Origin of the sequence: Nocardia sp. NPDC059195, assembly GCF_042754695.1 — a bacterium.
In the GTDB taxonomy this organism is placed as follows: Bacteria; Actinomycetota; Actinomycetes; order Mycobacteriales; family Mycobacteriaceae; genus Nocardia.
Window position 1 is genome coordinate 37,662 of record NZ_JBHZBG010000034.1, and the last position, 25,449, is coordinate 63,110.

Annotated in this window: 24 protein-coding genes and 1 tRNA gene; 18 read left to right on the forward strand and 7 right to left on the reverse strand. The window is 67.2% G+C overall.

Features of this window, described 5'->3' with window-relative positions:
• Positions 1–16: 16 nt before the first annotated feature.
• The 4 genes from ACFXKN_RS29470 to ACFXKN_RS29485 all read right to left on the reverse strand — a co-directional run bounded on the left by ACFXKN_RS29470 (position 17) and on the right by ACFXKN_RS29485 (position 4,503).
• A complete protein-coding gene (locus tag ACFXKN_RS29470) occupies positions 17–1,075 on the reverse strand; it encodes an ABC transporter ATP-binding protein (RefSeq protein WP_379434234.1) in 1,059 nt (352 codons plus the stop codon).
• Positions 1,076–1,184: 109 nt separating this feature from the next.
• Entirely contained in the window at positions 1,185–2,738 is a 1,554-nt protein-coding gene (locus ACFXKN_RS29475; RefSeq protein WP_378963620.1) for an ABC transporter permease, read from the reverse strand.
• Complete coding sequence (locus tag ACFXKN_RS29480) at positions 2,739–3,761, reverse strand: iron ABC transporter substrate-binding protein (RefSeq protein WP_378963618.1); 1,023 nt, start codon at positions 3,759–3,761, stop codon at positions 2,739–2,741.
• A gap of 145 nt (positions 3,762–3,906) precedes the next feature.
• Positions 3,907–4,503 (reverse strand): hypothetical protein, encoded by a 597-nt coding sequence (locus tag ACFXKN_RS29485; RefSeq protein WP_378963616.1) that lies wholly within the window; start codon positions 4,501–4,503, stop codon positions 3,907–3,909.
• A gap of 417 nt (positions 4,504–4,920) precedes the next feature.
• On the opposite strand from ACFXKN_RS29485, the gene ACFXKN_RS29490 reads away from it, so the two are divergent.
• Positions 4,921–5,532 (forward strand): TetR/AcrR family transcriptional regulator, encoded by a 612-nt coding sequence (locus ACFXKN_RS29490; protein WP_378963615.1) that lies wholly within the window; start codon positions 4,921–4,923, stop codon positions 5,530–5,532.
• Positions 5,519–6,199: a hypothetical protein gene (locus tag ACFXKN_RS29495; protein ID WP_378963613.1), complete on the forward strand. Its 681-nt coding sequence runs from the start codon at positions 5,519–5,521 to the stop codon at positions 6,197–6,199. Before ACFXKN_RS29490 ends, ACFXKN_RS29495 begins: the two co-directional genes overlap by 14 nt.
• A gap of 195 nt (positions 6,200–6,394) precedes the next feature.
• Here ACFXKN_RS29495 and ACFXKN_RS29500 read toward each other — a convergent pair.
• From ACFXKN_RS29500 to ACFXKN_RS29510, 3 genes are all read right to left on the reverse strand, one after another.
• Positions 6,395–6,467: transfer RNA gene (locus ACFXKN_RS29500), tRNA-Arg, on the reverse strand.
• A 112-nt stretch (positions 6,468–6,579) separates the two neighbouring features.
• Positions 6,580–7,305 (reverse strand): DUF305 domain-containing protein, encoded by a 726-nt coding sequence (locus tag ACFXKN_RS29505; RefSeq protein WP_378963612.1) that lies wholly within the window; start codon positions 7,303–7,305, stop codon positions 6,580–6,582.
• Entirely contained in the window at positions 7,305–8,192 is an 888-nt protein-coding gene (locus ACFXKN_RS29510; protein WP_379434235.1) for a DUF3105 domain-containing protein, read from the reverse strand. Before ACFXKN_RS29510 ends, ACFXKN_RS29505 begins: the two co-directional genes overlap by 1 nt.
• An 89-nt stretch (positions 8,193–8,281) precedes the next feature.
• On the opposite strand from ACFXKN_RS29510, the gene argS reads away from it, so the two are divergent.
• The 16 genes from argS to ACFXKN_RS29590 all read left to right on the forward strand — a co-directional run bounded on the left by argS (position 8,282) and on the right by ACFXKN_RS29590 (position 25,412).
• Positions 8,282–9,943, forward strand: a complete 1,662-nt coding sequence (gene argS, locus ACFXKN_RS29515) for an arginine--tRNA ligase (protein ID WP_379434236.1) — start codon at positions 8,282–8,284, stop codon at positions 9,941–9,943.
• A gap of 34 nt (positions 9,944–9,977) precedes the next feature.
• On the forward strand, positions 9,978–11,399 hold the full coding sequence (lysA, locus tag ACFXKN_RS29520; protein WP_378963609.1) for a diaminopimelate decarboxylase: 1,422 nt from the start codon (positions 9,978–9,980) through the stop codon (positions 11,397–11,399).
• Positions 11,396–12,736, forward strand: a complete 1,341-nt coding sequence (locus ACFXKN_RS29525; RefSeq protein ID WP_379434237.1) for a homoserine dehydrogenase — start codon at positions 11,396–11,398, stop codon at positions 12,734–12,736. The genes lysA and ACFXKN_RS29525 overlap by 4 nt, the downstream gene beginning before the upstream one ends.
• Positions 12,733–13,824 (forward strand): threonine synthase, encoded by a 1,092-nt coding sequence (thrC, locus tag ACFXKN_RS29530; protein ID WP_379434238.1) that lies wholly within the window; start codon positions 12,733–12,735, stop codon positions 13,822–13,824. Before ACFXKN_RS29525 ends, thrC begins: the two co-directional genes overlap by 4 nt.
• A gap of 25 nt (positions 13,825–13,849) precedes the next feature.
• Complete coding sequence (thrB, locus tag ACFXKN_RS29535; RefSeq protein ID WP_379434243.1) at positions 13,850–14,776, forward strand: homoserine kinase; 927 nt, start codon at positions 13,850–13,852, stop codon at positions 14,774–14,776.
• Positions 14,777–15,044: 268 nt separating this feature from the next.
• On the forward strand, positions 15,045–17,168 hold the full coding sequence (rho, locus tag ACFXKN_RS29540) for a transcription termination factor Rho (protein WP_379434239.1): 2,124 nt from the start codon (positions 15,045–15,047) through the stop codon (positions 17,166–17,168).
• A 219-nt stretch (positions 17,169–17,387) separates the two neighbouring features.
• Complete coding sequence (gene rpmE, locus ACFXKN_RS29545) at positions 17,388–17,624, forward strand: 50S ribosomal protein L31 (RefSeq protein WP_067447685.1); 237 nt, start codon at positions 17,388–17,390, stop codon at positions 17,622–17,624.
• Positions 17,625–17,840: 216 nt separating this feature from the next.
• Positions 17,841–18,920, forward strand: a complete 1,080-nt coding sequence (prfA, locus tag ACFXKN_RS29550) for a peptide chain release factor 1 (RefSeq protein WP_379434240.1) — start codon at positions 17,841–17,843, stop codon at positions 18,918–18,920.
• Positions 18,921–19,061: 141 nt separating this feature from the next.
• Entirely contained in the window at positions 19,062–19,931 is an 870-nt protein-coding gene (gene prmC, locus ACFXKN_RS29555; protein WP_379434241.1) for a peptide chain release factor N(5)-glutamine methyltransferase, read from the forward strand.
• A 327-nt stretch (positions 19,932–20,258) separates the two neighbouring features.
• Entirely contained in the window at positions 20,259–20,924 is a 666-nt protein-coding gene (locus ACFXKN_RS29560) for an L-threonylcarbamoyladenylate synthase (protein ID WP_379434242.1), read from the forward strand.
• A 13-nt stretch (positions 20,925–20,937) separates the two neighbouring features.
• Entirely contained in the window at positions 20,938–22,068 is a 1,131-nt protein-coding gene (locus ACFXKN_RS29565) for an MraY family glycosyltransferase (protein ID WP_378963596.1), read from the forward strand.
• Between the two features lie 28 nt (positions 22,069–22,096).
• Positions 22,097–22,555 carry a hypothetical protein gene (locus ACFXKN_RS29570; RefSeq protein WP_378963595.1) on the forward strand — a complete coding sequence of 153 codons (459 nt, stop codon included), beginning with the start codon at positions 22,097–22,099 and terminating at the stop codon, positions 22,553–22,555.
• 285 nt (positions 22,556–22,840) lie between these two features.
• The gene (gene atpB, locus ACFXKN_RS29575) at positions 22,841–23,695 is read left to right on the forward strand and encodes a F0F1 ATP synthase subunit A (RefSeq protein WP_378963594.1); all 855 of its coding nucleotides are present in this window, start codon (positions 22,841–22,843) and stop codon (positions 23,693–23,695) included.
• 73 nt (positions 23,696–23,768) lie between these two features.
• Positions 23,769–24,017, forward strand: coding sequence for an ATP synthase F0 subunit C (locus tag ACFXKN_RS29580; RefSeq protein ID WP_056817903.1), 249 nt, complete (start codon positions 23,769–23,771; stop codon positions 24,015–24,017).
• 5 nt (positions 24,018–24,022) lie between these two features.
• The gene (locus ACFXKN_RS29585; RefSeq protein WP_378963593.1) at positions 24,023–24,580 is read left to right on the forward strand and encodes a F0F1 ATP synthase subunit B; all 558 of its coding nucleotides are present in this window, start codon (positions 24,023–24,025) and stop codon (positions 24,578–24,580) included.
• A gap of 19 nt (positions 24,581–24,599) precedes the next feature.
• Positions 24,600–25,412: a F0F1 ATP synthase subunit delta gene (locus ACFXKN_RS29590; protein ID WP_378963592.1), complete on the forward strand. Its 813-nt coding sequence runs from the start codon at positions 24,600–24,602 to the stop codon at positions 25,410–25,412.
• Positions 25,413–25,449: the final 37 nt, after the last annotated feature.

A 25,449-nucleotide genomic window follows, 5' to 3' on the forward strand; every position in this document is an offset into this window, starting at 1 on the left:
GGTGTGATCGCAATGGTCAGTAGGCGACGGCGGGGCCGTGGACGGTAAGGCGGACGCGGTCGCCGGTGGCGGGGGCGTCGATGCCGGTGCGGCGGACGCGCACGGTGCCCGCGCCCTCGGCGAGATCGATGGTCAAGATGACGTCGGGGCCGCGGAAGTCGACTGCGGTGACTCGGCCGGAGTGTGCTTCGTCGGCGGTGATCACCTGGGCGGCGAGCTGTTCGGGGCGGATCATCAGGGTCACTTCGCCGGTGGGGGCGCCTGGCTGGACCGGAACGGGGCCGAGCACGGACTTGGCGATATCGGCTTCGCAGAGGGCATCGAGCAGGACGCAATCGCCGAGGAAGCGGGCGGTGAACAGGTCGGCGGGCTGGTGATAGACCTGCTGCGGCGGCCCGACATGAGTGAACCGGCCCGCGCGCATGACGGCGACCTGTTCGGCGAAGCTGAGCGCTTCCTCCTGGTCGTGGGTGACCAGAATGCTGGTCATGCCCGCGGCGCGCAGCGTGTCGGCCACGGCCTGGCGGGTGGTGGCGCGCAGGCCCGTGTCGAGGGCGCTGAACGGTTCGTCGAGCAGCATGAGGTCGGGCTTGCGAGCGAGTGCGCGAGCCAGGGCCACACGCTGCTGCTGGCCGCCGGAGAGTTGATGAGGTTTACGGTCCGCGTAGTCGGCGTCGAGGGAGACCATCGCCAGGAGTTCGATGACGCGAGGGCGATCGCGGCCGGGGCGAAGGCGGTCGATGGCGCCGCGCAGGCCGGTGCGCAGGCCGTAGGCGATATTGTCGGCGACACTCAGGTGCGGGAACAGGGCGCCGTCCTGGGCGACGTAACCGATTCGCCTGCGCTGTGGTGGTACGCAAATATCTTGGTGGACAACGGTTTCCGATCCAAGTTGCACCGAACCTGTATCGGGGCCCTCGAATCCGGCGATCACCCGAAGCAAGGTGGTCTTGCCGCAGCCGGACGCGCCGACCACCGCCGCGGCCGTGCCGTTGGGTACGTCGAGGTCGATGTGATCGAGAACCTTGGTGGCACCGAAGTTCTTCGAAACCCCTTCGACGACAAGCCGACTCATGCTGCGTCCTTCCGGAATGCCCGCGATCCACTACGCGCGCCCGCGGACGGATGCGGTCGGCTCATCCGACACGCTCGGGCGTCGTGCGTGGTTGCTACAGCCGCCGTGCTCATACTCCCGCAGCCTTTCGTGACTGCGTGAACAGCAGGTATGTCACCGGTACCGCGGCGATGATCATGATCAGGGCGTACGGTGCGGCGGCCGCGTAATCGAGTTCGCCCGACTTCGCCCAGAACTGCATGGCCAAAGTGCGGGTGCCGGTGGGTGCCAGGAGCAAGGTTGCGGTGAGTTCGGTTGACACCGCGACGAATACGAGCGCGGCAGCCGAGGCAGCGGCGGGCGCTGTCATGCGCAGGGTCACCCGGAAGAAGGTGGTCGAAGCCGATTCGCCCAGCGATCGTGAGACCTCTTCGAGGCCGACCGGTATTTGTGCCAGTCCGGCACGCACGCTCACGAGCGCGCGGGGCAGGAACATCAGTGCGTAGGCGATCACGACCAGTGACACCGTCTGATACAGCGGCGGTGTCCAGCGGATGGTGACGGTCACCAGGGCGAGTGCGATCACGATGCCCGGCAGCGAACTGGTGATGTAGTTGGCACCCTCGATCAGCCGGGCGAAGGCACTCGTCGAGCGCACCGCGATCCAGGCGACGGGGAAGGCACACAGTGTGGTGACCAGGGCGGCGGCAGCGGCCAGGCCGATCGTTTGGCCCAGCGCCGCACCGATTTCCGCGCAATCCCATACCGCCGATCCGCCCAGCCACAGCCAACGCCCGATCGTCCACAGCGGCACGCCGAGCGCACCGACGACCACCGCCGCGAGTGCGCCGAACAGCGGCACCCGCAGCCCACCCAACGCGATCGGCCGCCCGGCCCGCGCCGCGCCACCGCCCAGCCGGGCATAGCGCGCATCGCCGCGCAGCAGCGACTCCCCACCGAGCAGGGCCAGGCAGCACAGCACGAGCACCCCCGCGAGCATGCTGCCCGCCGGACCGGCGAAACTGCTCTGGTACTGCTCGAAGATCGCCGTGGTGAACGTGTCGAAACGCAGCATCACGAACGCGCCGTATTCGGCGAGTAGATGCAGGCCGATCAGCAGCGCGCCGCCGAGCAAGGCCAATCGCAACTGCGGCAACGTGATCCGCCAGAAGACCGCCACCGGCCCCGAGCCCAGCGCCCGCGCCGATTCCTCGATCGCCGGATCGAGCCTGCGCAGCGTGGCCGCGACCGGCAGGTACACCAGCGGAAAATACGACATCGTCGCCACGATCACGGCGGCCGACAGCCCGTGCATCGACGGGAAGACGCTCACCCACCCATAACTGTTGACGAACGCGGGCACCGCGAGCGGGGCGACCAGCACCGGCCCCCACCAGGCCCGTCCCGGCACATCGGTGCGCTCGACCAGCCAGGCCAGCCCGATCCCGAGCACCACACAGACCGGCACCGTGCACACCACCAGCAGCGCGGTGTTCTCCAGCAGCTCACCCACCCGCGGCCGGAACACCAGCGCGGCAGCCTCACTCAGTCCGGTGTCGAACAGCACCGAGACGATGTAGCCCAGCGGCACGAAAGTCGCCGCCGTCAGCACCAGCGCGACGAGCGTGCCGAACACCCCGGGCCGACCGACCCGGGGTGTCGACTTCGCTAGGGCGGCACGCACTTACAGCAGCCCGGCCTCGGTCATCAGCTGGGTGACCTTCTTCGCGTCGAGCTTGCTCGGATCGATCGCGGGTGCCTGCAGGTCGGCCAGTGGCGGCAAGGCGGGGTTCGCGGCGACATCGCTGGCCACCGGGTACTCCATCGAATCGCCGTCGCGCAGCACCTCCTGGCCCTTCTTCGCGGTGATGAAGGCCAGGAACTTCTGCGCGGACTCCTGCTTCTTGCTCGACTTCAGCACGCCGGCGCCCGACACGCTGACGAAGGCGCCGGGGTCCTGGTTCTTGAAGTAGTGCAGCGCCGTGTTCGCGCTGCCCTCCTTGGTCTTGGCCTGGTCGCGGTACCAGTAGTAGTGGTAGATCACGCCACCATCGGGATTGCCCCCGTTGACCGCCTTCATGGTCGCGACATTGTTCTGCAGGCTGGTCGCGTTGGCCTTCATGCCACGCAGCCAGGCGCGGGTGACGTCCTCGCCCTTCAAGGCGAGCAAACCTGCCACGATCGCCTGGAAGTCGGCGCCGGATGTGCCCGCCGCCCAGCGGCCCTGCCACTGCGGCTGCGCGAGATCCAGCAGCGAGGCGGGCAGCCCGGTGGTCTGGAGCTTGTCCTTGTTGTAAACGAAAACCGTTGCGCGAGCAGCGACTCCGGTCCACTTGCCGGTGGACGGCCGGTACTGGGCAGGCACCTGGTCGAGGGTGGCCTTGTCGACATCGGCGAACAGGCCCGCGTTCTCCACCAGCGCCATGGCGGGGGAATTCTCGGTGAGGAAGGCGTCGGCGGGGGAGTTGGCGCCCTCGGCGACGAGCTGGTTGCCGAGCGCGGTGTCACCACCCTGCCGCAGGGTGACCTTGATGCCGGTCTCCGCGGTGAACGCCGCGACCCACTCCTTGGTGAGCGACTCGTGCTGGGCGTTGTAGACGGTGATCTCGTCGGCGCTGCCCGAGGAGGAGGAGCAGGCGCTGAGGCCGAGCGTCGCCACGGCGACCGCCATCAGCCCGGCCAGGGGTTTCCAACTGCGCGAGGTCATTCGCGTCCTTCCACCAAGGATCCCCATCCTATGATGAGGCTTACCTAAGGAAGATACCCCGCGTGACGTGCGGGGATGCGTACGACCGGCGAAATCAGGTGACGGTGGTTCCGGGCGATGCCGGGAGCCCTCGCCGGGTGTTCGGTCAGTGTTTGTTGGCCGGCGCCGAGCAGATCTTCCAGGTGCCGTCTTCCTTGGTGAGGTGCTCCTCGGTGCTCGACTCGGTATCGGGTTCCTCGCCCTCCACCGACAGCGTCAACTGTCCGGTCACCGTCGCTTTCGCATTGTCACCGGTGATGACGATGTCTTTGACATCGTCGATGGTCACCTGGACGGTCGCCTTGTCGAACTGCTCGCGCTGCTCGGTGGTGAGATTGTCGATCTCGGTGCGGTCGGCCTGGCAGGCCAGCTGCGCGGCGGCGATGAAACCCTCGGAATCGAGCGTGTCGTAGAAATCGCGCACCGCGACATCGATCTGCGTCTCGTCTGACGACAACGGCGTACGCCCCTGCATCGTGAGCACTACGCCGGTAACCACGGCGCCGATCACCACCAGCGCGACAACACCGAGCGCGATGAACAACCCGGTCCGCTTCTTCTTCGGCGCAGGCGGCGGCGCGAACACATCGGGCCCACCCGGATACTCGGGCCCCGGCGGCCCCCCGGTCCCGGACCCCGCATGCGGATACCCCGGCGGCCCGGACGGCATCCCCGGATCGACGGGCTCTTGTGGATTCGTCATGGCAACGCTCCTGATGTCATCGGGGGCGTTGACCCCCAAAACCTATGGAACCGTGCGAGATCAAACCAAAATCGAAACTGGGTACACCAAGCTTTCGGCGTACCGTAGCCTGCCGATCCGGTCCGGCCAAATTCGGCCGATCATCCGCCACGCTGCGCGAAACCCCCTCTTGTCATCCTGCGCGCACTCAGCTGTCGCGGATGTCGGCGCTGGATCGATCACGGCTCGACTTCGGCCTCTCGGCTCGCCCTCGATGCGCGCCAACTCTCGATGAATCGCTCGGCGGACTCGGCGGAGATCTCCTCGTGCGGCTCGTCCGTTCCGGGGTCGTAGTGGTTACCGGCAGTCAGCGCAGGCCGGCACGACGACACCCTGATTGATTGACTAGTCAGTCAATCAATTGTTAGCCTGATGACCATGGCCCGCACTGCCGATCCCGCACTTCAAGCCCAACGTCGCGCTGCCATTACCGGCGCCGCAGCGGTGCTGTTCGCCGAGCGGGGCTTCGACGCCACCCCCGTGACCGCGATCGCTCATGCCGTCGGCCTCAGTTCCGCGACGGTGTTCCACTATTTCGGTGACAAGCGTGGTGTGTTCCGGGCGATCTTCGAGCAAGATCTCGCCACATCAAGAGCGCTCGTCGAACGCCACAGCGAGCCGGGAGATCCACTCGCGGCGATTCTCGACATGGTGGCCGAACTCGTCGAACCCGCCACAGACCCCGCGGCGGCTGGGCTCGTGGTGGAGGTGATCCGGCAAGTCGGACACGACCCGCTCCTCGCCACGATCCTCGAGGAGAACGACGGCATAGTGAATGCGGGACTGACGCACCTGCTGCGTCGGGCACACGATTTGATCGACCCCGCACTCGACCCTTCCGCGACCGCGACGTGGATTCGCGCAATCGCCGATTCGGCGTTCCTGTACGCCAGCGATCCCGGCGCGGTGGAGCCGGTCGACACAATCCGCACGATTGTGCTGCGCTACCTCACCGGACACGAGGAACGGGCATCGAATGACCAAGCGTGACGCGACCCGAATCGCTATCGCCCCCGCAGCCCCGTGGACACTCGCCGCGGTCTGCGCCGTCGCCGGGTTCGGGCTCGGTTTCGCTGCACCCCCGATGTCGCGCTGGGCCGTCAACACCTGGCCCACCGTGCCCGGACCACTCGAGATCCTCGCTGAACTCCCCACAACCTGGTCGGTACCGATCCTCACCATCGTCGGCATCGCCGCAGGCGTCGTGCTCGCCCTCCGTGCAATCGGTGAATCCCTCGCTATCACAGTCGATTCCGACGGCGTACTCCTGAGCGTGGACGCTGACGAACTCTACATTCCTCGATCGAAGGTGCACGCGGTGTTCCGCGAGGGCAAGGACCTGGTTCTCATCGACTCGACGGAGCGCGAACTCGCCCGACGCAACGCTGACGACCTGGACGCACGCGCGGTCACCGACGCATTCAGCGCACATCGCTATCCCTGGACCGATGCCAACCCCCATGAAGGCACGTTCACCCGTTGGACCAATGGACACCCCGACCTCGACGAACAGGCCCACGAGCTTCTTCGTCGGCGTCGAAGCGCTCTGTCCGACAACGAGTCCGACACCGCATCGGACCTCCACCGGCGCCTGCAGGCGCTGGGCATCATCGTGCGCGATCGCGACAAGCGACAGGAGTACCGGCGGGTGACATGAGAGATCCTCGCGCACGCAGCGGCCGGGAACCGCACGGAAGTGCGGACATTCGGATTCAGCGAGCAGGCGAGACAGTGCGTAGCGTGCACACCCGGAGCATCCTGAAATGCCGATGACCGAGGATGCTCAGCCGCTCCATACCGACGAAAAAGGCCCCCGCCAGCTGATGCGCTGGTCGGGGGCCTTCTTCGTGTGTGCCCTCGGCAGGAATCGAACCTGCGGCCTTCTGCTCCGGAGGCAGACGCTCTATCCCCTGAGCTACGAGGGCGGGATAGATGCCGGTCGCGGTGAGGCGATCGGGCAGCGACAGCGTATCGCATCGAGTGCGGTGCGCCAAAAACCGTGCCGGACCGGGGGTTGGGCCGGTCCGGCCGCGGTGGTCACTCGAAGGGCAGGGGTGTGGCGTTGCGAGTGGCGAGCATGGTGGTCATCAGCTGGGATTCGCCCTCTTGGGTTTTCGACATGGTGGCGGCCAGGGTGCGGACCGCGGTGGTGTCGGCGTGCTCGGCGGCGTAGTCGAGCATCGGGACTCCGCCCTGGTGGTGGCGCAGCATCAGTTGCAGGAACATCGTGTCGAGGGCGGGGCCGGTGGACTGGCGAAGCGCGGTCATCTCCTCCTGGCTCGCCATCCCTGGCATCGACTGCATCGGGCCCGACATCGCGGGTCCGGCCGTCGCACCGCCGTGGTGGCCGGTGCTGCCGTGCTCGTCGGTCATCCAGCCCATGTAGCCGTCGACGTTCTGGTTGGACTCGCCCCACAGTTGCAACCAGGCCTGCATGCGGCCGATCTGGTTCTGCTGGGTGGTCAGGATGTCGTAGGCGAGGCGGCGCACGTCGTTGTCGGTCGAGGCGATCAGCGCCACCCCGGCCATGTCGACGGCCTGCGCGTGGTGGGCCGACATGTCCTGGCTGAAACCGATATCGACAGCGCTCGGCTCGGGTTCGGAGTTCTTCTCCAGCGGCATCCGCAACAGCACGCCCGCCACCGCGCCCAGCAGCAGCAGACCGATCGCGCCGAGGACGAGCACCGCCCCGGCCGGGCGTCGTGCGCTCGGCTCGGGTGCGATGTCGTCGGGTTCGACCGTGCTCTCTTCCTGCGCGCTCACTACTGACCCGAGGGCAGGCCGCCCGGCACCGGGATGTTCGGCAGGCCGGGGATGCCGGAGCCGGTGCCGCCGCCGCCGAGTTCGGTCGCGTCGGGGGTCAGGCCCTTACCGTCCATCGGCACCGCTTCCGGACCGTAGGGGGTGGAGTCGAACGGCGGCGGGTTGTTCGCGTCGAAGATCGGGTTCGAGCAGCTCGCGCCGACCTCGGGGTAGGCGTAGGGGTTCTCGCGCAGGGCGGAGATGAACTGCTTGATTCGCGCGTCGTCGGCGTTGTCCAGCTTGAGCTGGTGGCCCCACGACTGCAGCGAGATCGCCGAGTCCAGACCCGGGTACGGCGACATCAGCGAGTACTGACGGCCCTTGACGAAGTTCGACAGCTTCTCGACACCGGCCGCGTCGACCTTGTCGGGGTTGTACGTGATCCAGATCGCACCGTGCTCGAGCGAGTGCACCGCGTTCTCCATGCGGATCGGCTTGGCGTACACGGTGCCCGTGCAGTTCGCCCACGCGCCGTCGTGCGGGCCACCGAAGGCGGGGGTCTTGTCGTAGGCCACGCGCTGGCTGGCGGTCACGTGCAGGCCGGCCGGGTACTCCGACTTCACGACGCCGTCGATCTTGGCCGACGGGTCCTGGTTCTCCTTGGAGGGCACCCATTCCTTGAGGTCGGTCTGGGCTTCGCGGATCGCGGCCTGGTCCAGGTACTTGGGCACCAGGCTGTAGGCCAGCAGGCCGATCAGCGCGACGATGGCAACGCCGGCGCCGAGAAGGGCCCATGGCGTGTCCCGCTTCTTGCCCGGAAGGTTGCTCTTGCGGGTCTTGCGGGACGGAGACGACTTCCCCGCGGCCCGCACGGCCTTGGCTGATGTGGCGCTGGTCCTGCTAGGCATCGCTCGTTGTGCTCTTTCGACGTGTGGATCGGTGGGTTCATGGCGGGCGGTCGTGGTTGCAAGGGGCCCAGCCAATAGGATAGAGACTCGTGACTCCAGCTGACCTTGCAGATCTCCTTCGTACCACCGCGGCGAAGGTGCTTGTCGAACGCGGACTGGACTCGTCGGTCCTGCCCGAGCAGGTCACAGTGGAGCGCCCGCGCAACCCCGAACACGGCGACTATGCCACGAATGTGGCCATGCAGGTGGCCAAGCGGGTCGGAACCAACCCTCGCGAGCTGGCCGGCTGGCTGGCCGAGGCGCTGTCGGCGACCGAGGGCATCGATGTGGCCGAGATCGCCGGTCCCGGCTTCCTGAACATCCGTCTCGCCGCCTCGGCGCAGGGCGCGATCGTGAGCCAGATCCTGGCCGCGGGTGACATCTACGGCACCGGGTTCGCGCTGGCGGGTACCAAGATCAACCTCGAATTCGTCTCCGCGAACCCGACCGGGCCGGTGCACCTCGGTGGCACTCGCTGGGCCGCGGTCGGTGACGCGCTGGGTCGCATCCTGGCCGCTCAGGGCGCCGACGTGACCCGGGAGTACTACTTCAACGACCACGGCGCGCAGATCGACCGCTTCGCGAAATCCCTCGTAGCGTCCGCGCTGGGCGAGCCGACCCCCGAGGACGGGTACGCGGGCGAGTACATCGCCGAGATCAGCGCGGGCATCGTCGCCGCGCATCCCGACGTGCTCACCCTGTCCGCGGACGAGCGTCACGAGGTGTTCCGCAGCGAAGGCGTGCAGCAGATGTTCGCCCAGATCCGGGCGGACCTGCACGAGTTCGGCACCGATTTCGACGTGTACTTCAACGAGAGCGAACTGTTCGCCTCGGGCGCCGTCGAACAGGCCGTCGAGCAGCTCAAGAACTCGGGCAACCTGTACGAGAAAGACGGTGCGTGGTGGATCGCCAGCACCGAATACGGCGACGACAAGGACCGCGTGGTCCTCAAGAGCGACGGCAACGCCGCCTACATCGCCGGTGACATCGCCTACTTCCAGAACAAGCGTGGCCGCGGCTTCGACCTGGCCATCTACATGCTCGGCGCCGACCACCACGGCTACATCGGCCGGTTGAAGGCCGCCGCGGCCGCGTTCGGCGACAACCCCGACACCGTCGAGGTGCTGATCGGCCAGATGGTGAATCTGGTGCGCGACGGCGTCGCCGTGAAGATGAGCAAGCGCGCCGGCACCGTGGTGACCCTCAACGACCTGGTCGAGCAGATCGGCGTCGACGCCTCGCGCTACTCGCTGGTGCGTTCCTCGGTGAACTCGAGCATCGACATCGACCTCGACCTGTGGACCAAGGCGAGCAGCGAGAACCCGGTCTACTACGTCCAGTACGCGCACTCGCGGACCAACAGCATCATCGGCAATGCCGCGAAGTATCCCGAATTCGCTTCTGTGGAACCGGATTTCGCGCTGATGACGTCGGGTCGCGAAGGTGATCTGATCCGCACCCTCGGCGACTTCCCGCGCGTGGTCGCCACCGCCGCCGATACCCGCGAGCCGCACCGCATCGCCCGCTACCTCGAAGAACTGGCCGGTGTCTACCACCCGTTCCAGTCCGACGACGACATGCGCGTGCTCCCCAAGGGCGACGACGCCGTCACCGAACTCAACGCGGCCCGGCTCGAACTGGTCAAGGCGACCCGTCAGGTGCTGGCCAACGGCCTGGCCCTGCTCGGCGTGAGCGCACCGGAGCGCATGTGAACACCGGCATTCTTTTCAGAGAGGACGCACCGAAATGAGTGCACACCCGGCCGGTCCCCGGCACGCAGAGATCCCGCACGCACCGAGTCTGGCCGAGCGCCCGACCGACCCGAGGGAGATGATCGACCTCCCCGCGAACGTCTGGCCGCGCAATGCCGCGCGCGCTGACGACGGTGTGGTCGCGCTGGCGGGCGTGCCCGTCACCGCGCTCGCCGAGCAGTTCGGCACGCCGCTGTTCGTGATCGACGAGGACGACTTCCGCTCGCGCTGCCGCGACATGGTCGCCGCGTTCGGGCCGAATGCCCGCGTGCACTACGCGTCCAAGGCGTTCCTGTGCGGCGAGATCGCGCGCTGGATCCGCGACGAGGGCCTGTCCCTCGACGTGTGCTCCGGCGGCGAGCTGGCGGTCGCGCTGAACGCCGGGTTCCCGGCCGAGCGGATCGCGCTACACGGCAACAACAAGTCGGTGCCCGAGCTCGAAGCGGCCGTCGCGGCCGGTGTCGGTCACGTGGTCGTCGACTCGCTCTACGAGGTCGAGCGGCTCGAAGCGGTCGCCGGTGCGGCGGGCGTGGTGCAGGACGTGCTGGTCCGCGTGACCGTCGGCGTCGAGGCGCACACCCACGAATACATCTCCACCGCGCACGAGGACCAGAAGTTCGGCTTCTCGATCGCCGGTGGCGACGCCATGGAAGCGCTGGCCCGTGTCTTCGAGGCCGACAACCTGCGCCTGGTCGGCCTGCACAGCCACATCGGCTCGCAGATCTTCGAACTCGACGGCTTCGAGATCGCCGCACGCCGCATGCTCGGCCTGCTGCGCGAGGCCATCGACAAGTTCGGCATCGACCGCACCGCGCAGATCTCGACCCTGGATCTGGGTGGCGGTCTCGGCATTTCGTACCTGCCGAACGACAACCCGCCGCCGCTGGGCGAGTTCGCCACCAAGCTGCGCGCCCTGGTGGCAGCCGAGGCCGCCCGTGCCGGGCTGCCGGAGCCGACCATCGCCGTGGAGCCGGGCCGTGCCATCGCGGGCCCCGGCACCGTCACCCTCTACGAGGTCGGCACCATCAAGGATGTCGAACTCGACGGTGGCGCGCGCCGTCGCTACGTCAGCGTGGACGGCGGGATGAGCGACAATATCCGCCCCGCGCTGTACCAGGCCGACTACGATTGCCGTCTGGTCTCGCGCTCGTCGGACGCTCATGCCGTCGTCGCGCGTGTGGTCGGAAAGCATTGCGAGAGTGGCGATATCGTCATTCGTGACACCTGGATGCCCGCCGATGCCGCCCCCGGCGACCTGGTGGCCGTCGCGGCGACCGGCGCGTACTGCTACTCGATGTCGAGCCGCTACAACCTGCTCACCCGACCCGCCGTGGTCGCGGTACGAGACGGTGCGGCTCGTCTGATTCTGCGCCGGGAAACGGTGGCGGACCTGCTCAGCCTGGAGGTGGAAGAATGAACGGCACCAACGATGCGGGGCGTCCACTCGGCGTAGCCGTGCTCGGGATGGGCACCGTCGGCACCGAGGTGGTTCGCGTGCTGCGCGAGCACGCCGATGACCTGCGTTCGCGCGTCGGAGCGCCGCTCGTGCTGCGCGGTGTCGCGGTGCGCGACATCAGCAAGGACCGCGGTCTGCCCGCCGAGCTGCTCACCACCGACGCCGCCGCGCTCGTCGCCCGCGACGACGTGGACCTGGTCGTCGAGGTCATGGGCGGCATCGACCCCGCCCGCAAGCTGATCGGCGACGCGCTCAGCGCGGGCAAGTCCGTCGTCACCGCGAACAAGGCGCTGCTGGCCGACTACACCGGCGAACTCGCCGCCGCCGCCGAGCGCAGCCGCGCCGACCTGTACTTCGAGGCCGCCGTCGCCGGGGCGATCCCGGTGGTCCGGCCGCTGATCCAGTCGCTCTCGGGTGACCGGGTGAACAAGGTCGTCGGCATCGTCAACGGCACCACCAACTTCATCCTCTCCGCGATGGACGAGACCGGCGCCGCCTACGACGACGTGCTCGCCGAGGCCACCGCCCTCGGGTACGCCGAGGCCGACCCCACCGCCGATGTCGAGGGCTACGACGCCGCCGCCAAGGCCGCGATCCTGGCCTCGCTGGCGTTCCACACCCGCGTGACCGCGGCCGATGTCTACCGCGAAGGCATCTCCAAGATCACCGCCGAAGACCTGGAGACCGCGTCGGCCGTCGGCTGCACGGTCAAGCTGCTCGCCATCTGCGAGCGCGTCTCGGCCGGTCCGGGCGAGCCGACGCTGGAAGAGGGCGGCAAGGATCGCGTCTCGGTGCGCGTCTACCCTGCGCTCATCCCGCGCAAGCACCCCCTCGCCTCGGTCAACGGCGCGTTCAACGCTGTTGTCGTCGAAGCCGACAACGCCGGTCGCCTGATGTTCTACGGGCAGGGTGCCGGTGGCGCCCCCACCGCGTCGGCCGTGCTCGGTGACCTGGTGATGGCCGCGCGTAACAAGTTCTACGGTGGTCGCGCGCCCGGCGAATCGGTTTATGCTGAGCTGCCGATCGCGCCGATCGGCGACACCCCCACCCGCTACCACGTGAACCTGCAGGTGGAGGACCGTCCCGGCGTCCTCGCCGCGGTCGCGGACACTTTCGCCCAGCACGGGGTGAGCATCTCCACCGTGCGTCAGCAGGGCCACGGCGACGGCGCCCGGCTCGTGGTCGTCACCCACCATGCGGTGGAGTCGTCGCTGGCAGATACTGTCGCAGTACTGGCTGAGATGGAATCCGTCACAGCTGTGACCAGCGTTTTGAGATTGGAAGGCACCGAAGAATGACGAACGGCATCGCCCCCCAGACGGGTGTGCACTCGCGCTGGCCCGGTCTGATCGCTGCCTACCGCGACCGCTTGGCCGGTGCGGCCGACTGGGAGCCGGTGACCCTGTTCGAGGGCGGTACCCCGCTGGTCCCCGCGCCGCACCTGTCCGCGCTCACCGGGTGCGAGGTGTATCTCAAGGTCGAGGGTGCCAACCCCACCGGGTCGTTCAAGGACCGCGGCATGACGATGGCGATGACCGACGCCAAGTACCGCGGCCAGAAGGCCGTGCTGTGCGCGTCGACCGGCAACACCTCGGCCTCGGCCGCGGCGTACGCCACCCGCGCGGGCATGGAGTGCGCGGTGCTGATCCCGCAGGGCAAGATCGCGATGGGCAAGCTGGCCCAGGCCGTGATGCTCGGCGCCAAGATCATCCAGGTCGAGGGCAACTTCGACGACTGCCTCGAGCTGGCGCGCAAGGTGACCGCCGAGTTCCCGCAGGTCGGCCTCGTGAACTCGGTGAACCCGGCGCGGATCGAAGGCCAGAAGACCGCCTCGTTCGAGATCTGCGACGTGCTCGGCAAGGCACCCGATGTGCACGTGCTGCCGGTCGGTAACGCGGGCAACATCACCGCCTACTGGCGTGGCTACCGCGAATACCACGCCGACGGCATCACCTCGGTGCTGCCGCGCATGCTCGGCGTGCAGGCCGCCGGTGCCGCGCCGCTGGTCAACGGCGCGCCGGTGAAGGACCCGGAGACCATCGCGACCGCGATCCGGATCGGCGCCCCGGCGTCGTGGAACGGTGCGATGGAGGCCAAGGAGCAGTCCGGTGGTGCGTTCCGCGCGGCCACCGACGACGAGATCCTGGCCGCCTACCGCCTCGTCGCCGCGAAAGAGGGCGTCTTCGTCGAGCCCGCCTCGGCCGCGAGCGTGGCCGGGCTGCTGGCCGCGCGCGCGGAAGGCTGGCTGGATTCGGGGCTGACCGTCGTGTGCACCGTCACCGGCAACGGTCTCAAGGACCCCGACAACGCGCTGGCCGGAATGCCCGAGGTCAAGCCGATCGCCGTCGACCCGATCGCCATCGCCCGCGAACTCGAGCTGGCCTGAGTTGGCCGCACCCGAGCCCACGCTGATGACAGCGACCCTGCCCGCCGGTCTCGAAGTGACCGTGCGTGTTCCCGCCTCCACGGCCAATCTCGGTCCCGGATTCGATTGCCTGGGAATGGCATTGGGCATCTACGACGAAATCGTGGTGCGCACCACCGAATCGGGACTCGACATCCGGGTGGAGGGTGAAGGCGCCGACGACGTGCCTTGGGGCCCAACGCATCTGGTGGTCCGCGCGATCGAGCGTGGACTGGAATCGCTTGGTGTGTGGGCCGACGGTCTCGACGTGGTGTGCCGCAACGTGATTCCGCACTCGCGTGGGCTGGGTTCGAGCGCGTCGGCCGTGGTCGGCGGGCTGGCCGCGGGCGCTGGGCTGGCCGCGAAGTTCGACCCCGAGCTGCGCATGGACGACGACCGGCTGGTGCAGCTCGCCTCGGAGTTCGAAGGCCACCCCGACAATGCCGCTGCCAGCGTGCTCGGCGCAATCGTGGTGTCGTGGACCGAAACCGATGCCGCGCAGGCCCGCGCCTACCGGGCCGTGCGGCTCACCCCGGCGCCCGCGCTGCGCCCGGTGGTCCTGATCCCGCAGGAGCGCTCCTCCACGGCGCACACCCGTGGGCTGCTGCCCGAGCAGGTGCCCCACGGTGACGCGGCGTTCAATGTCAGCCGGGCGGCGCTGGCCGTCGTCGCGCTGACCGAACGCCCCGATCTGCTGATGTCGGCCACCGCCGACCGGTTGCACCAAGCCCAGCGTGCCCCCGCGCTACCGCTGACAACCCAGTGGATCGCGCGGCTGCGCGCCGCGGGTATCGCCGCGACGGTCTCGGGCGCCGGCCCGACAATTCTGGCCTTGGCCACCGAAGAATTCCCCGATGACCTGCGCAAACAGGCGGAATTGGACGGTCTGCGGGTGGTCGAGCCGGGCATTGCAGACGGGGTATCGATCGGCTGACGGCGTGCCTGCCTTGCCGTTGTTCGCAATAGGCAGCTATTCTGAGCAAGTCCGTACATCGTGCGCATCAGACGCCGGTGCTTCATCAGGGCAATCGCTCCCCTCACCACTGTCTTCTGGTGGCGAAGGCCTCCGGTCCTCCCGCGGCGGGTAGTACGGCACAGGCGTCGAACATGGACGCATAATCCGAGCTCGGCATATGTTGCCGGGTCTACGGAACGGAACCCTCGAATCAGCACACGGCATTCGAGGGAAGGAAAGGACTTCCGTGACAGAAACGGACCTGCTCGCGACACCCGGGGTGGATTCCAACCCTACGAACTCGGGCAGCCGCGAAAGTGAATCCGGACAGATTTCGAAAATGAGCGAACAAACCGACGTCGCACGATCGGGGCTGACTGGAATGCTGTTGCCGCAGTTGCGCGCACTGGCGGGGGAGCTCGGTATCCGAGGTACCTCCGGAATGCGTAAGGGCGATCTCATCGCCGCTATCAAGGAAAATCAATCCGGAGCGCCTGCCAAGGGCGACAAGCCCGCCGCCGCCGTGACGGCCACCGCGCCTGTCGCGAACGACGCGCCCGCCAAGACCGAAGCGCCTGCCAAGTCCGAAGCGCCCGCGAAGGTGGATAAGCCCGCCAAGGCCGAGAAGCAGGCCGCGCCCGCCGAGAAGCAGGCTCCCGCCGAGGTCAAGGCCACCGAGGCCAAGACCGCCGAGGCTCCGGCCGCACCGGCCGCGACCGAGCAGGTCAAGACCGATGCCCCCGCCGACGCAGGCGAGGATTCCGGTCGCGATGGTGGTCAGCGTGGTCGTGGCAGGCAGCGCCGTGGGCGTGACCAGGCCCGTTCCGGTGGTGGCGACAATGCCCCCGCCGAGAACCGCGCCGAGGAGACCAAGCAGGCCGACAAGGCCGAGGGTGGCGACCAGGGCGAACGCCGACGCGATCGAGGCGACCGCAACGGCGCCGAGCGTGGCGAGCGTGGCGGTAACGATCGCAACGGCAACGACCGTGGCGAGCGCACCGGCGGTGGCGACCGTAATCAGAACGAGCGCAACCAGAATCAGAGCCAGAACGGCAACAGCGGCGGCAATCGCGGTCCCCGCGACGACCGCGGTGGTGACGACGAGGAAGGCGGCCGCGGTCGCCGGGGTCGTCGATTCCGTGAGCGTCGTCGTGGCCGTGACCGCGATGGTGGTCCCGTCGGCGGTGGCCAGAGCGAGGCCCGCGATTACGACATTCGCGAGGACGACGTTCTGCAGCCGGTCGCCGGCATTCTCGATGTCCTCGACAACTACGCGTTCGTGCGGACCTCCGGCTACCTCGCCGGCCCCAACGACGTGTACGTGTCGATGAACCTGGTCCGTAAGAACGGCCTGCGCCGCGGTGACGCGATCACCGGTGCGGTGCGTGCCCCGCGCGACGGCGAGCAGAACAACCAGCGACAGAAGTTCGACCCGCTGGTTCGCCTGGACACCATCAACGGCGGTGAGCTGGAGGCGGCGCGTCGTCGGCCGGAGTTCCAGAAGCTGACCCCGCTGTACCCGAACGAGCGGCTGCGCCTGGAAACGGCGCAGAACAAGCTCACCACGCGCGTGATCGACCTGATCATGCCGATCGGTAAGGGCCAGCGTGCGCTGATCGTGTCCCCGCCCAAGGCGGGTAAGACCACGATCATGCAGGACATCGCCAACGCGATCTCGATCAACAACCCCGAGTGCTACCTCATGGTTGTCCTGGTCGACGAACGTCCCGAAGAGGTCACCGACATGCAGCGTTCGGTGAAGGGTGAGGTCATCGCCTCCACCTTCGACCGGCCGCCGGGTGACCACACCTCCGTCGCCGAGCTCGCCATCGAGCGTGCCAAGCGTCTGGTGGAAATGGGCAAAGACGTTGTGGTGCTGCTCGATTCGATCACCCGATTGGGTCGTGCGTACAACAACTCCTCGCCTGCTTCGGGCCGCATCCTCTCCGGTGGTGTCGACTCGACCGCGCTGTACCCGCCGAAGCGTTTCCTCGGCGCGGCCCGCAACATCGAGAACGGTGGCTCGCTCACCATCATCGCCACGGCGATGGTGGAGACCGGTTCCACCGGCGACACGGTGATCTTCGAAGAGTTCAAGGGCACCGGCAACGCCGAGCTCAAGCTCGATCGCAAGATCGCCGAGCGGCGCGTGTTCCCCGCGGTGGACATCAACCCGTCGAGCACCAGGCACGACGAGCTGCTGCTCTCGCCCGACGAGATGGCGGTCGTGCACAAGCTGCGGCGTGTGCTGTCGGGTCTGGATTCGCACCAGGCGATCGATCTGCTGATGGATCGTCTGCGCAAGTCCAAGAACAACCTCGAGTTCTTGATGACGGTCTCCAAGACTGCACCGAGCGCTCTCGACGAGTGATCGTCTAGGACTGCGACAAGGGCTCCGCTTCGGCGGGGCCCTTGTTGTTTCCGGGGAACAAACTGGAGGTGGGGGGTGTTCTGAGTGGGTGCGGCCTGATCTGGCATACTGGACCGCTGTGTGTCTGCGAGTTCTCGCAGACTCCCGCCTAGTCGGTTCCGGTTCACGTACTCCACTCCATGGGGCTACGACCCGGCGACCATTATCGAGAGGACGCCCATGAAGGCAGGAATCCACCCCACGTACGTCGAGACCACCGTTGTGTGTGGTTGCGGCAACACCTTCCAGACTCGCTCCACCAAGGAGTCCGGCCAGATCTCGGTCGAGGTCTGCTCGCAGTGCCACCCGTTCTACACGGGCAAGCAGAAGATCCTCGACACCGGCGGCCGCGTGGCTCGCTTCGAGGCTCGCTACGGCAAGCGCGCGGGTGCCAAGAAGGCCGAAGACGCCTCCTAGTTACCTCAGCCGACGCCCGGTACTGCTCACGCAGGCCGGGCGTTGGTTTTTGGCGGCGCGGGCGCCGCGGTTCTCGGCCTGTCGGCCTCGATCTTCCCTCCCTCCGGGCACTCCTTCGTCGCACCCTCCAGTCAGTCCAGATCGAGGCGGCCGAGAAGGGCCTTCGGCCCGGTCAAGACCTCCCCAGCCGTGACCATTCAAGTAGGAGCTCAACGCATGGCCGACCAGACGGCTCCCTCCGCCATCGACGACGTGCTGGCCGAGTACTCGGGCCTCGAGGCTCAGCTCGCCGATCCGTCGTTGCACAACGACGCGGGTGCGGCGCGACGGGTGGGCAAGCGATTCGCCGAGTTGGCGCCGGTGATGAGCACCTATCGCAAGCTCGAGACCGTGCGCGACGACCTGGAGGCCGCCCGCGAGCTGGCCTCCGACGACGCCTCGTTCGCCGCGGAGGTACCGGGCCTGGAAGCACAGCTCGTGGAGCTCGAGCAGGCTCTTGCCGACTTGCTCGCCCCGCGCGACCCGCACGACGGCGACGACGTGGTGCTCGAGGTGAAGTCCGGCGAGGGCGGCGAGGAATCGGCGCTGTTCGCGGCGGATCTGGCGCGCATGTACATCCGCTACGCCGAGCGGCACGGGTGGAAGGTGGAGACGCTCGACGTCACCTATTCCGACCTGGGCGGATACAAGGACGCGACGCTGTCGATCAAGAGCAAGGACGCCACGCGCGACGGGGTGTGGTCGCGATTCAAGTTCGAGGGCGGGGTGCACCGGGTGCAGCGCGTGCCGGTGACCGAATCGCAGGGCCGCATTCATACCTCCGCCGCGGGCGTGCTGATCTACCCCGAGCCCGACGAGGTCGAGCAGGTGCAGATCGACGAGACCGACCTGCGCATCGACGTCTACCGGTCCTCCGGCAAGGGCGGCCAGGGCGTCAACACCACCGACTCCGCGGTCCGCATCACCCACCTGCCGTCGGGCATCGTGGTGACCTGCCAGAACGAACGTTCCCAGCTGCAGAACAAGGCGCGCGCCATGCAGGTGCTCGCCGCCCGGCTGCAAGCACTGGCCGAGGAACAGGCCGACCAGGAAGCCGCGGCCGGTCGCGCGAGCCAGATCCGCACGGTCGACCGTTCCGAACGAATCCGGACCTACAACTTCCCGGAGAACCGGATCGCCGATCACCGCATCGGTTTCAAATCGCACAATCTCGATGCCGTCCTCGATGGTGACCTCGACGCGCTCCTCGACGCGCTCGGCAAGGCCGATCGCGACGCGCGCATGGCTGCCGAGTAACCGACATGAGCTGTTCGGCGGCGGCAGCCCGCGTAACCACCGGGCGCGCGAGCGTGCCGAATACTGCCGCCATCAGCGGTCAGCGCCCGGAAATGGGGCCCGCATGACCGCGCAGGGCACCCGGGTACGCGGGGTGATCCAGTGACCGAACGACTCCGGTTGCGTCCGCTGATCATCGAAGCCGCCGCGCGTCTGGCTGAGGCGGGTGTCGGTTCGCCCCTGCCGGATGCGGAGAACCTGGCCGCCCATGTGCTCGGCACCGAGCGCATGCGGCTGGCGCTGATCCCGATGGTCGAGCCCGAGATCGCCGATCGGTACCGCGCGCTGGTCGAACAGCGGGCCGCGCGGATTCCGTTGCAGCACTTGATCGGAACGGCAGCGATGGGCGACATCGACCTCGCCGTCGGCCCCGGGGTGTTCGTGCCGCGCCCGGAGACCGAACTGTTGTTCGCGTGGGCTCTGGCCTACCTCGGGACCCTCCCGCACGACCACGCACCGGTCGTCGTCGACCTGTGTACCGGGTCGGGCGCGCTGGCGCTCGCTATCGGGCACGCCCGCCCCGACGCCGAGGTCCACGCCGTCGAACTCGACGCCGACGCGCTCATCTGGGCGCGCCGCAACGCCGACACCCGCATCGCCGAGGGCGACACTCCGATCACCCTGCACGCCGACGACGTCACCGACCCAGCCCTGCTCACCGGCCTGACCGGCCGCGTCGACCTGGTCGTCACCAATCCGCCCTACATCCCCGAAGACGCGATCCTCGACCCCGAGGTGGCCGACCACGACCCCCACCGTGCCCTTTTCGGCGGCCCGGACGGCCTCGACATCATTCGCGCGATGACCCCCACCATCGCCCGCCTCCTGCGCCCCGGAGGCGCCACCGGCATCGAACACGACGACACGAACGGCGGGGGAGTAGCGGCGCTACTCGCGGACGCCGATTTCACCGACATCGTCGAACACACCGACCTCGCCGACAAGCCCCGCTTCGTCGTCGCCCGCCGCTGATCCTGACCGAGTCCGACGACGACGTCAGTTCGTTAGCGGCAATCACCGACCGCGATCGAACCCCATGGTCGAACAGTTGCCGTGGCGCTCAGCACACTTCGAGCATCTATCGAGCTAGCTGATCTCGCACCGACATGGGTAACTCACCGGGTACGGGCCGACCCAGCCCCGACCATCGTCTGGCCGCCAACGTGAATCGTCTCGCGCCTCGGTCTGGCCAACAGGCGCGCCAGAGGCGGGAAAGTCCCCCTACATTCGACCGTCGGCCCGAGAGCTACACTCTTGCCGCACCTAAGACCGGCTAAATACTCGGAGAGGCGGAACAGGGTGAGTACCGTCTATGACTGCGCTGAAGCTGATTCGCGTGTGGCGGGCATTACCGCGGCGACCAGCGCGTTGAAGTCCGGTCGGTTGGTCGTGATGCCTACCGACACGCTCTACGGACTCGCCGCCGACGCGTTCGATTCCGCGGCGGTGAGCGATCTGCTGGCCGCCAAGCGGCGCGGGCGGGATATGCCGGTGCCGGTGCTCGTCGGGTCGTGGCACACGATCGATGGACTGGTTTTCTCGGTGCGGCCGCAGGCCAGGGACCTGATTCGCGCGTTCTGGCCCGGTGCGCTGAGTCTTGTTGTGCAGGCAGCGCCTTCGCTCGCGTGGGATCTCGGGGATACCCGTGGCACGGTGATGTTGCGGATGCCGTTGCATCCGGTGGCGCTCGAATTGTTGCGTGAGGTCGGCCCGCTGGCGGTATCGAGCGCCAATGTGTCGGGGCAGCCGCCCGCGACCACCGCCGCGCAAGCGCGTGAGCAGTTGGGGTCGCTGGCGAGTGTGTATCTCGACGGTGGTCCGGCCGAGCACGCCGTCGCCTCGACGATCGTCGACCTCACCGCGGACCAGCCGCGGGTGTTGCGGGAGGGTGCTGTGCCGGTGGCCGATATCGCGGAGGTGCTCGGGATGGTGCCGGAAGCCCTGATCAGCTCCGCGCAGCGGTGATCGCACGCCACTGATGAGCTCAGTCGTTCCCCTGCGCGAGCTACTGCTCGTGCTGCTCGTCTCGGCCACGGTGACCTTCCTGGCTACCGGTGGTGTCCGGGTTCTCGCCATCGCGTTCGGCGCGGTGGCGGTGCCACGTGAGCGCGACGTGCACGTGAAGCCGATCCCGCGGATGGGCGGACTCGGCATCTATTTCGGTGTCGTCGCCGCCGTGCTGTTCGCACACCAGCTGCCCGCGCTGCGAAGAGGTTTCGACTACACCCCCGATATTCCGGCGGTGCTGGTCGCCGCCACGATCATCGTGCTGGTCGGCATCATCGACGACCGGTGGGGCCTGGACGCGCTCACCAAATTCGTCGGCCAGATCACCGCGGCGGGCGCGATGGCCATGATGGGCCTCGGCTGGTACGTGATCTACAACCCGTTCAACGGCACCACCGTCGTGCTCGACCAATTGCAGGGCGGGCTTGTCACCGTCGGGATCACCGTCACCCTGGTGAATGCGATGAACTTCGTCGACGGACTCGACGGGTTGGCCGCCGGCCTCGGCTTGATCTGCGCGAGCGCGGTTTTCGTGTTCTCCATCGGTTTGCTCTACGACCAGGGCGGCTCGGTCGACACCTATCCGCCCGCGTTGCTGGCCGCCGCACTGGCGGGCGCCTGCCTCGGATTTCTGCCGCACAATTTCTCGCCTGCCCGAATATTCATGGGCGATACCGGCTCGATGATGATCGGTTTGATCTTGGCCGCGGTATCCACCGGCGCCTCCGGCCGAATTCCGCTACAGGGTTACGGCCCGCGCGACATTGTGGGTTTGCTGTCACCGCTGTTGCTGGTCGGCGCGGTGATGTTCATTCCGGTGCTCGACCTGTTGCTGGCGATCGTGCGCCGGGTGCGCGCCGGCGTGAGTTTCTCCACACCGGACAAAATGCATCTTCACCACCGATTGCTCCAGATCGGACATTCGCACCGGCGCGTGGTCTTGCTGATCTATTTATGGGTCGGCGTACTCGCGTTCGGCGCGGTGGGAACTTCATTGATGGATAGACGCCTCGTTGTCTTGCTGGTGGCAGGTGGATTGGTGTTCGCGCTGGTAGTGACCGCGATCCCGTCCGTGCGCAGAACAGAGTCGACGCAGCACTGAGTTCGTCGTGCAAGGTAAAGTTCGGGCCGTGAGCTTTACACCCAAAACCGTGCCAAGCCCTGACGCCCCCCTGCGCGCCGCGCTGCGCTACGGCCTGATCGGGCTCGGCGTGCTCGTGGTCGTCTCCGTGGCGATCGCCTCCGCGGTGGCCGGGATGCCCGGTCTGTGGGGCGCGTTGTTCGGCGCCGCGATCGGTGGTGGGTTCATCCTCACCACGGTCGTCGCGGTGCTGCTCGGTGCCAAGCTGCCGCCGACGATGGCGGGCGCGGTCATGCTGGTCAGCTGGGTCGGCAAGATGCTGGTGGCGCTGCTGGTGATCCTCGTGCTCAACCAATTCGACTTCTACAGCAGGCCCGCGCTGTTCTTTACAGTGGTAGGAGCCCTGCTGATCGTTCTGGGTGCCGAGACGTACGGCGTTGTGAGCCAGAAGGTTCCGTACGTTACGACACGCGCGGGAGACAGCGAAACGGCTTCCGAGCAGGAATAATCCCACCCAGCTACACACTGTCGTAGATAGCTTGGTAAAGTGTTGGTAAGCAAGCACCCAAGCTAGAGGCTCGGCCCGACCAACTCGGGGCATTGCCTCGAGTTACCAGGGGGGATCATAACGATCCCACCCGGTGCCGCTATGCTTACTGCCGATCCGGGTGGAATGTGCCCGGTTGAAGCATGTCGACGATGTCGCCGACGCCCGAACAGAAGCAGTGCGCGTTACACCGTACGAGCGGCTGTCGAATTTCGAGCCGACCAGAGTCGACCCCATTGATCGTCAATGTCCGATCGAACCGCGGGAATGACCGTCGTACCCGCGGCCCGAACACGGGAGAGAACGCTGAGCGTCATCACTTTGGCGGCGGGCGAGTTCCACGCGCCATCGCTGTCCGACTTCTTCCCTCCAGCAGTGCTGTTCGAGGGTACGCCGTTCGAACTCGATCGTCTGATGCTGGTCCGCCTGTTGATGACCGCCGTTGTGGTGATCGTGTTCCTGCTGGCTTTCCGCTCGCCGAAGATCGTGCCGCGCGGCCTGCAGAACGTGATGGAAGCCGGTGTGGTTTTCGTCAAGGAGCAGATCGCCGACGAAGTACTCGGTAAGGAAAACGGTAAGAAGTTCCTCCCGCTCTTGGCGACGATCTTCTTCACGGTTCTCTTCCTGAACTTCTCCGGTGTGATTCCAGGTTTGAACATCTCGTCCAATGCGCGCATCGGCATGCCGCTGGTCTTGGCCGCGATCGTCTACATCACCTACAACTTCGTCGGCATCCGGAAGTACGGGTTCTTCTCCTACATCCGGCACAGCATCGTCGTTCCCGATGTGCCCATCGCGCTGCACGTGCTGCTGATCCCGATCGAGTTCATCTCGACCTTCATCCTGCGCCCGTTCACGCTGACCGTCCGACTCATGGCCAACATGCTGGCCGGCCACATCATGCTGGTGCTGTTCTTCAGCGCGACCTGGTTCTTCCTGTTCGACGCCACCGCGTGGATGAAGGTCTTCTCGCCGTTCTCGCTGCTGGCAGGCATCGGCTTCACGCTGTTCGAGCTGCTGGTCATCGCGCTGCAGGCCTACGTATTCGCACTGCTGGCCGCCGTGTACATCGGCGAGGCCCAGCACGCCGCCGACCACTGACCTGACTGAACCAACTACCGGAAACCTGCTACACGCGCCGACCGGCGGGTGAGCAACAGAAAGGGAAAGATTCATGAGCCTCGCTTACCTGGCCCAGGAAGCCGCGACCACCGAGAGCACCTTCAAGGGCTTCGGCGCCATCGGCTACGGTCTGGCCGCGATCGGCCCCGGCATCGGCGTGGGTATCGTCGTCGGTAAGGCCATCGAGGGCATCGCTCGTCAGCCCGAGCTGTCCGGCCAGATCCGTACCACCATGTTCCTCGGTATCGCGTTCACCGAGGCCCTGGCGCTGATCGGCCTCGTCGCCGGCTTCATCTTCTGATTCCGATGCGCGACATCATCACGCTCGCTGCCGGAGGCGGAGAGGAAGTGAATCCTCTCGTCCCCGAAACGTACGACATCGTCTGGTCGATCGTCTGCGTCGTCATCATCGGCGTGCTCTTCTGGAAATACGTGATCCCGCGTGTGACCAAGACACTCGAAGACCGCACAGACAAGATCGAAGGCGGTATCGCCCGGGCCGAAGCAGCCCAGGTCGAAGCACAGCAGACGCTGGAGCAGTATCAGCAGCAGCTGGCCGACGCCCGGCTCGAGGCCGCGCGCATCCGTGAGGAAGCACGCACCCAGGGCGCACAGATCCTCGCGCAGATGCGCACGGATGCCCAGGCCGAAAGCGACCGTATCGTCGCCGCCGGTCACTCCCAGCTGGAAGCCCAGCGCCAGCAGATCCTGACGGAGCTGCGTTCCGAGGTCGGCCGTACGGCCGTCGACCTGGCCGAGAAGATCATCGGTCAGTCTGTTTCGGACGAAGCCAAGCAGGCGGCGTCGATCGACAAGTTCCTCAGCGAACTCGACGACACCAACGCCATCGGGGTCGGAAGGTAGCGACGCGAAAGTGAGAAGCATGTACGCAGCGAGCCGCGAGGCCAGTACCCGGTCTCGCGAGGCGCTTCGGGTCGCTCTGACCGGAAGCGAAACTGTTGCGGCCACAACGGGGTCGGAACTGTTCGCCGTTGTCGCCGTGCTGGACGACCAGCGTTCGCTGCGTGTGGCGCTCGCGGACGCCGCGGTTCCGGGTTCGGCGCGCGCTGATCTCAGTGAGCGGGTCTTCGGCGGCAAGGTCAGCGCTGCCACGCAGGCAGTGCTGACCACCGCGGTGGCGCAGAACTGGTCACGCACCCGCGATCTGGTCGACACCCTGGTGCTGCTCGGGCAGGAGGCTCTGCTGGAGTCGGCCGCCGTCGGTGGCCGTCAGGACGCGGTGGAGGACGAGCTGTTCCGGCTCGGACGCATCGTCGCCGACAACCCGCAGCTGGAGCAGGCACTCTCCGATCACGGCAAGCCCGCCTCGGCGCGGCGCGAACTGATCGAGCGACTGCTCACCGGCAAGGCCGAGCCGGTCACCCTGGCGCTGGCCGAGCAGGCGGTGACCCGACTGCGGGCCAACAACATCGGCGTCGCCTTCGACGCCCTGTCCGATCTGGCGGCGGCCCGTCGTGACCAGATCGTCGCCCACGCGCACTCGGCGGTCGAGCTGAACGATCAGCAGAAGGAGAAGCTGTCGGCTTCCCTGCAGCGGATCTACGGCAAGGCGGTCACCGTGCACGTGCAGGTCGACCCGACGCTGCTGAGCGGCGTCGTCGTCCGCGTCGGAGACGACGTGATCGACGGCAGCGCCACCGGCCGACTGGAGAAGCTGCGTCGGGCACTGTCCTGACGAACGGCTCAACTCCAACCCCCGACATTCGAGACCA

Bases quoted from the DNA above. Each gene is read 5' to 3' on its own strand.
- prfA (WP_379434240.1), top strand. From the start codon at position 17,841: ATGGCCGACCAGACGGCTCCCTCCGCCATCGACGACGTGCTGGCCGAG.
- ACFXKN_RS29585 (WP_378963593.1), top strand. From the start codon at position 24,023: ATGCGCGACATCATCACGCTCGCTGCCGGAGGCGGAGAGGAAGTGAAT.
- ACFXKN_RS29565 (WP_378963596.1), top strand. From the start codon at position 20,938: ATGAGCTCAGTCGTTCCCCTGCGCGAGCTACTGCTCGTGCTGCTCGTC.
- ACFXKN_RS29580 (WP_056817903.1), top strand. From the start codon at position 23,769: ATGAGCCTCGCTTACCTGGCCCAGGAAGCCGCGACCACCGAGAGCACC.
- lysA (WP_378963609.1), top strand. From the start codon at position 9,978: ATGAGTGCACACCCGGCCGGTCCCCGGCACGCAGAGATCCCGCACGCA.
- thrC (WP_379434238.1), top strand. From the start codon at position 12,733: ATGACGAACGGCATCGCCCCCCAGACGGGTGTGCACTCGCGCTGGCCC.
- ACFXKN_RS29490 (WP_378963615.1), top strand. From the start codon at position 4,921: ATGGCCCGCACTGCCGATCCCGCACTTCAAGCCCAACGTCGCGCTGCC.
- ACFXKN_RS29495 (WP_378963613.1), top strand. From the start codon at position 5,519: ATGACCAAGCGTGACGCGACCCGAATCGCTATCGCCCCCGCAGCCCCG.
- ACFXKN_RS29485 (WP_378963616.1), bottom strand. From the start codon at position 4,503: ATGACGAATCCACAAGAGCCCGTCGATCCGGGGATGCCGTCCGGGCCG.
- ACFXKN_RS29470 (WP_379434234.1), bottom strand. From the start codon at position 1,075: ATGAGTCGGCTTGTCGTCGAAGGGGTTTCGAAGAACTTCGGTGCCACC.
- rpmE (WP_067447685.1), top strand. From the start codon at position 17,388: ATGAAGGCAGGAATCCACCCCACGTACGTCGAGACCACCGTTGTGTGT.
- atpB (WP_378963594.1), top strand. From the start codon at position 22,841: ATGTCCGATCGAACCGCGGGAATGACCGTCGTACCCGCGGCCCGAACA.
- ACFXKN_RS29590 (WP_378963592.1), top strand. From the start codon at position 24,600: ATGTACGCAGCGAGCCGCGAGGCCAGTACCCGGTCTCGCGAGGCGCTT.
- ACFXKN_RS29525 (WP_379434237.1), top strand. From the start codon at position 11,396: ATGAACGGCACCAACGATGCGGGGCGTCCACTCGGCGTAGCCGTGCTC.
- thrB (WP_379434243.1), top strand. From the start codon at position 13,850: ATGACAGCGACCCTGCCCGCCGGTCTCGAAGTGACCGTGCGTGTTCCC.
- ACFXKN_RS29480 (WP_378963618.1), bottom strand. From the start codon at position 3,761: ATGACCTCGCGCAGTTGGAAACCCCTGGCCGGGCTGATGGCGGTCGCC.
- ACFXKN_RS29510 (WP_379434235.1), bottom strand. From the start codon at position 8,192: ATGCCTAGCAGGACCAGCGCCACATCAGCCAAGGCCGTGCGGGCCGCG.